Origin of the sequence: uncultured Arenimonas sp., from assembly GCF_963976025.1 — a bacterium.
GTDB lineage: Bacteria > Pseudomonadota > Gammaproteobacteria > Xanthomonadales > Xanthomonadaceae > Arenimonas.
Genome location: NZ_CAXBJS010000181.1, coordinates 1 through 5234 on the forward strand (window position 1 = coordinate 1; position 5234 = coordinate 5234).

General features: G+C 66.7%; 5 protein-coding genes. 3 read left to right on the forward strand and 2 right to left on the reverse strand.

Annotation, left to right across the window (positions count from 1 at the left end):
• The 3 genes from AACZ35_RS12120 to AACZ35_RS12130 form a co-directional block, all read left to right on the forward strand.
• A partial coding sequence (locus AACZ35_RS12120; RefSeq protein ID WP_339829659.1) for a Na+/H+ antiporter NhaC family protein occupies window positions 1-426 on the forward strand: 426 nt, incomplete at its 5' end.
• Window positions 427-456: 30 nt separating this feature from the next.
• Window positions 457-1812, forward strand: coding sequence for a sodium-dependent transporter (locus AACZ35_RS12125; RefSeq protein WP_339829662.1), 1356 nt, complete (start codon window positions 457-459; stop codon window positions 1810-1812).
• A gap of 121 nt (window positions 1813-1933) precedes the next feature.
• Window positions 1934-3685, forward strand: coding sequence for an ABC transporter ATP-binding protein (locus AACZ35_RS12130; RefSeq protein ID WP_339829665.1), 1752 nt, complete (start codon window positions 1934-1936; stop codon window positions 3683-3685).
• A gap of 41 nt (window positions 3686-3726) precedes the next feature.
• On the opposite strand, the gene AACZ35_RS12135 is transcribed toward AACZ35_RS12130, so the two are convergent.
• Both AACZ35_RS12135 and AACZ35_RS12140 read right to left on the reverse strand, forming a co-directional pair.
• On the reverse strand, window positions 3727-4410 hold the full coding sequence (locus tag AACZ35_RS12135; RefSeq protein WP_339829668.1) for a hypothetical protein: 684 nt from the start codon (window positions 4408-4410) through the stop codon (window positions 3727-3729).
• An 89-nt stretch (window positions 4411-4499) separates the two neighbouring features.
• Window positions 4500-5234 (reverse strand): alanine:cation symporter family protein (locus AACZ35_RS12140; RefSeq protein ID WP_339829671.1); only part of this gene is annotated, 735 nt, incomplete at its 5' end.

The following is a 5234-nucleotide window of genomic DNA, read 5'->3' on the forward strand; positions in this document are numbered from 1 at the left end:
ATGGACAAGGTCGGCCTGCTCGAACGCCTGATCCGCAGCGTGCTCAAGATGGCCCGATCCACCGGTTCGCTGATCGTCGCGACCCTGATCACCGCCTTCGGCACCAACGTGCTGGCCGCCGACCAGTACCTGGCGATCGTGCTGCCGGGCCGCATCTACAAAAGTGAATACGAGAAACGCGGCCTGGCACCGGAGAACCTTTCGCGTGCGCTCGAGGACGCCGGCACCATCACCTCACCGCTGATTCCCTGGAATACCTGCGGCGCCTACATGGCCGCCACCCTCGGCGTGGCCACGCTCGATTACCTGCCGTACGCGCTGTTCAACCTGGTGAACCCGGTGATCGCCGGCATCCTCGCGTACGTCGGCTTCAAGATCCTCAAGACCAGCCCGAAGGTCGTGGTCGAACACCGCCACCCCGGCTGATCCCCCCATCCAACGCGGAATACGAACCTGATGGACACCAAATCAATCCACGGCATGTGGTCCTCGCGCCTTGCCTTCATCCTGGCCGCCAGCGGTTCGGCAGTGGGCCTGGGCAACATCTGGCGATTCCCCTACCTGGCTTCGGACAACGGTGGCGGCGCCTTCGTGCTGATCTACCTGGGCTGCATCCTGCTGGTGGGCCTGCCGATCATGGCGGCCGAAATCCTGATGGGCCGCGAAGGCCGCATGAGCCCGGTGAACACCCTGCGCAAGCTCACCCGCGAAGGCGGCCACAGCGGTGGCTGGACGGTGATCGGCTGGATCGGCATGCTCGCCGCGGTTGCGATCCTGAGCTTCTACAGCGTGGTCGGCGGCTGGACCCTGCACTACGTCTGGCTGTACGTGGCGCAGATCTTCGGCGGCGCGCCCATCAGCGATCCGGGCGCCACCTTCGGCGCCATGCTCGCCAGCCCGACCACGCTGGTCTTCTGGCACAGCATGTTCATGCTGGTCACCGTGGGCGTGGTGGCGATGGGCGTGGAAAAGGGCCTTGAGCGCGCGGTGAAGTTCCTGATGCCGCTGCTGTTCCTGATCCTGCTGGGCCTGCTGGCCTACGGCATCAGCACCGGCAAGGTCGGCCAGGCCTTTGAATTCCTGTTCAAGCCCGACTTCAGCGAAGTCACCGGCGACACCCTGCTGGCGGCGCTGGGACAGGCCTTCTTCTCGCTGAGCCTGGGCATGTGCGGCATCATGACCTACGGCGCCTACCTGCCCCGCGACATCTCCATTCCGCGCGTCGCCGTGACGGTGGCGGGCATGGACACGGCCGTGGCCCTGCTGGCCGGCCTGGCGATCTTCCCGGTGCTGTTCGCGTTCGGGCTGGACCCGGCGGGTGGCGGCCCGGGCCTGATCTTCACTTCGCTGCCCCTGGCCTTCAACGACATGCCTTTCGGCATCCCGTACGCGGTCGCCTTCTTCGGCCTGCTGTTCGTCGCCGCCTGGACCTCGTCGATCTCGCTGCTGGAACCGCCGACGGCCTTCCTGGTCGAGATGGGCAAGATGTCGCGCAAGAAGTCGGCGATCATCGCGGCGCTGGTGATCTGGGCGATCGGCCTGGTGACGGCGCTGGGCTTCAACGTCTGGCAGAACGTGCGGGTGTTCGGCCGCGACCTGCAGGGCGCCATCGAATTCGTCGCCTCCGACATCATGCTGCCGGTCGGCGGCCTGCTGATCGCGCTGTTCGCCGGCTACGTGCTCAGCCAGAAGATCACCCGCGAACAGCTTTCCCACCTGGGCGGTTTCGGCTTCCAGGCCTGGCGCTTCCTGATCTGCATCATCGCCCCGGTGCTGGTGCTGATCGTGCTGGCCGCCAAGCTCCTGGGCTGAATCGCCCCTCCCAACCGGAACCCGCTTGGCGCATCACGGCCCTACATCAACAACCGAGAGCGGTGATTTCACCCGAAGCTTCCTCGGCGTATTCCGTTTCAGCGGGCGGGCGCTGGAACTGGTGTGGAGCACCAGCCGGGGCCTGACGCTCTGGCTGGGCCTGCTGACCCTGGTCAGCGGCCTGCTGCCGGCGGGCATCGCCTACGTCGGTGCGCTGATCGTCGATGCCGTCGTCGCGGCCAGCCGCGCGGTCGCGGCGGGCGACGCGGGGGCGATGGCGCCGGTGTTCTGGCTGATCGCGCTCGGAGCCGTGCTCGTGATGGCCATGGCCGGCGCGCAGCGCGGCATCTCGCTGTGCCAGTCGCTGCTGCGGGCGCAGCTGGGCCAGCGCGTGAACGTGATGATCCTGGAAAAGGCGCTGACCCTGCAGCTGGCGCACTTCGAGGATTCGGAGTTCTACGACAAACTGACCCGGGCGCGGCGCGAGGCCTCGAGCCGACCGCTGTCGCTGGTGACACGCACCTTCGGCCTGGCCCAGAACGGCATCTCGCTGGTCAGCTACGGCGTGCTGCTGGCGCAGTTCTCGCCGTGGGCCGTGGCCGTGCTGCTGCTCGCCGGGCTGCCCGCGTTCCTGGCCGAAACCAAGTTCTCCGGCGATGCCTTCCGGCTGTTTCGCTGGCGCTCGCCGGAAACACGCATGCAGATGTACCTGGAAACGGTGCTGGCGCGCGAGGACCACGCCAAGGAGGTCAAGCTCTATGGCCTGGGCCCGCTGCTGCTGGGTCGCTACCGCGATATTTTCCATACGCTTTATCGCGAGGACCGGAAGCTGGCCATCCGCCGCGATGGCTGGGGCTTCGTGCTCGGCCTGATAGGCACCGTGACCCTGTATGCCGCCTACGGCTGGATAGCGCTGACCACCGTCGTCGGCCGCATCACGCTGGGCCAGATGACCATGTACTTCATGCTGTTCCGCCAGGGCCAGTCGGCGGTGGCGGCGATCCTGTCGGCGATCGGCGGCATGTACGAAGACAACCTCTACCTGTCCACGCTCTACGACTATCTCGACACGCCCGTGCCGGCATCAACGGGCACGGCGCGGAGCGGCCCGAATCCCGATGATGGCATCCGATTCGAGTCCGTCTCGTTCACCTACCCCGGCGCCGAAGCGCCGGCGCTGCAGGACATCGACCTGCACATCCGTCCCGGCGAATCACTGGCCCTGGTCGGCCAGAACGGTTCCGGCAAGACCACCCTGATCAAGCTGCTCACGCGCCTGTACGATCCCGACCAGGGCCGGATCCTGCTCGATGGTCGCGACCTGCGGGAATGGGACGAGGCCACCCTGCGCCAGCGGATCGGGGTGATCTTCCAGGACTTCGCGCGCTACCAGATGCGGGTGGGCGAGAACATCGGCGTCGGCGACGTCGGGCACTTCGAGGACCGCCAACGCTGGCAGGACGCCGCCGACCGGGGCATGGCCACGCCCTTTATCGACGACCTGCCCGGCGGATTCGATACGCAGCTGGGCAAGTGGTTCCGCGACGGCCGCGAACTCTCCGGCGGACAGTGGCAGAAGATCGCGCTGGCCCGCGCCTTCATGCGCTCGAGCGCCGACATCCTGGTGCTGGACGAGCCCACCGCCGCGATGGACGCCGAGGCGGAAGCGACGATCTTCGAGCACTTCCGCAAACTGACCACCAACCGCATCGCCATCCTGATCTCGCACCGCTTCTCCACCGTGCGCATGGCCGACCAGATCATCGTCATCCAGGACGGCCGCATCATCGAACGCGGCAGCCACGACGCCCTGATGGCGCAGGACGGGCACTACGCCCACCTGTTCAAACTGCAGGCGCAGGGCTACCGCTGACCGGGCCGAATTGCCGGCGCCCCGCCGGCGGCAGCGGCACCCTAGGCTCGCGGCCCCAGCAGGCCATCAAGCACCTCCGCCCAGCCCTGCGAAGAGCTCAGCCCCACGATTAGCGGGATCGCCGCACACATGACCGCGAACCCAATCCAGCTGGCGGGATGCGCGCGCCGATACACGACGAAGTCGTGGACCAGCGGCGTGACCTGCAGCGCCAGCACGATCGGTGCGGCCAGGAAGGGAGATGCGTCGAAAATCTCCGGCAGCCGGCCCGCCGCCGGCCCGATGATCGAAATCGTCGCGAACAGCATCAGCCGCTGGTGCGCAGCCGGGTGCCGCCGCCAGGCCAGCGCCGCGACATAAAAGGACAGGAACAACAGCAGGTTGATGCCGTTCGCAGTCGGGATCAGCGGCTCGCCCATTCGCACCCAGTTGAGGGTGGTCATCGAGAGTGCCGAAGCCAGGAAACAAAGCACCAGCAGCGGGCTGAGCCGGCCCAGCAGCCTATGCAGCGACACCTTCCCGCGTTCGAGCAGCGTCGGCTGGATCGCGAACAGTACGAACCAGGCGCCCATCGTCAGTGCGTGCACGTGATGCAGCGGCGTCAAGGGCGGCAGGTCGGCCGTATCGAAGATCGCCTTGCCGCCGAAGCAGACCACGACGAAACCCAGCAGGAACCAGGCGTAGCGGCGGAAGAAGGGCTCGGTGCGCGCCCAGGCGGCGGTCATTGCCGCCTTTCCTCCAGCTGCCCGGGCGCGACCGCCCCGTGGCCCGCCCCGAACGATCGTTTCGCCATGGTCTTCCCCCTGGACGCAGATCAGGAGAGCTTGTGGATCTCTCCGGACTTGAGGCGGGCCCAGTAGGAGTCGAAGTGCTTCTTCACCACCGGCATCAGCAGGTACACGCCGATCAGGTTGGGGATGGCCATGATGAACAGCAGCGCGTCGGCGATGTCGACGATGCTGCCCAGCGGCATGGTGCAACCGACCACCGCCATGGCCAGGTAGAAGAACTTGAAGCCGTACAGGGCGACCTTGGATTCATTGAACAGGAAGCTGCAGGCCTTGGCGCCGTAGTAGGCCCAGGTGATCGTCGTCGAGAACGCGAACAGCAGCACCACCACCGCCAGCGCATAAGGCGTCCAGGCACCGACCGTCGCGAACGCGTTCGAGGTCAGTTGCACGCCGTCGGCGCCGCCGACGATGTGCTGGTTGGTGATGATGATCACCAGCGCCGTCATCGTGCAGATGACCACCGTGTCGATGAACGGTTCCCAGAGCGCGACGAAGCCTTCCGTCAGGGGCTCCCGGGTCTTGACTGCCGAGTGCGCGATCGCCGCCGAGCCCAGGCCGGCTTCGTTCGAGAACGCAGCGCGGCGGAAACCCTGGATAAGCGCGCCGATCACGCCGCCGGTGACGCCTTCGGCGGTGAAGGCACCGTCGATGATCGCGCCGAACGCGGCGGGCACCTGACCAATGTTCGTGAAGATCACGAAAAGCGCGCCGATGATGTACAGCGCCGCCATGCCCGGCACCAGGCGGGCCGTGACCGA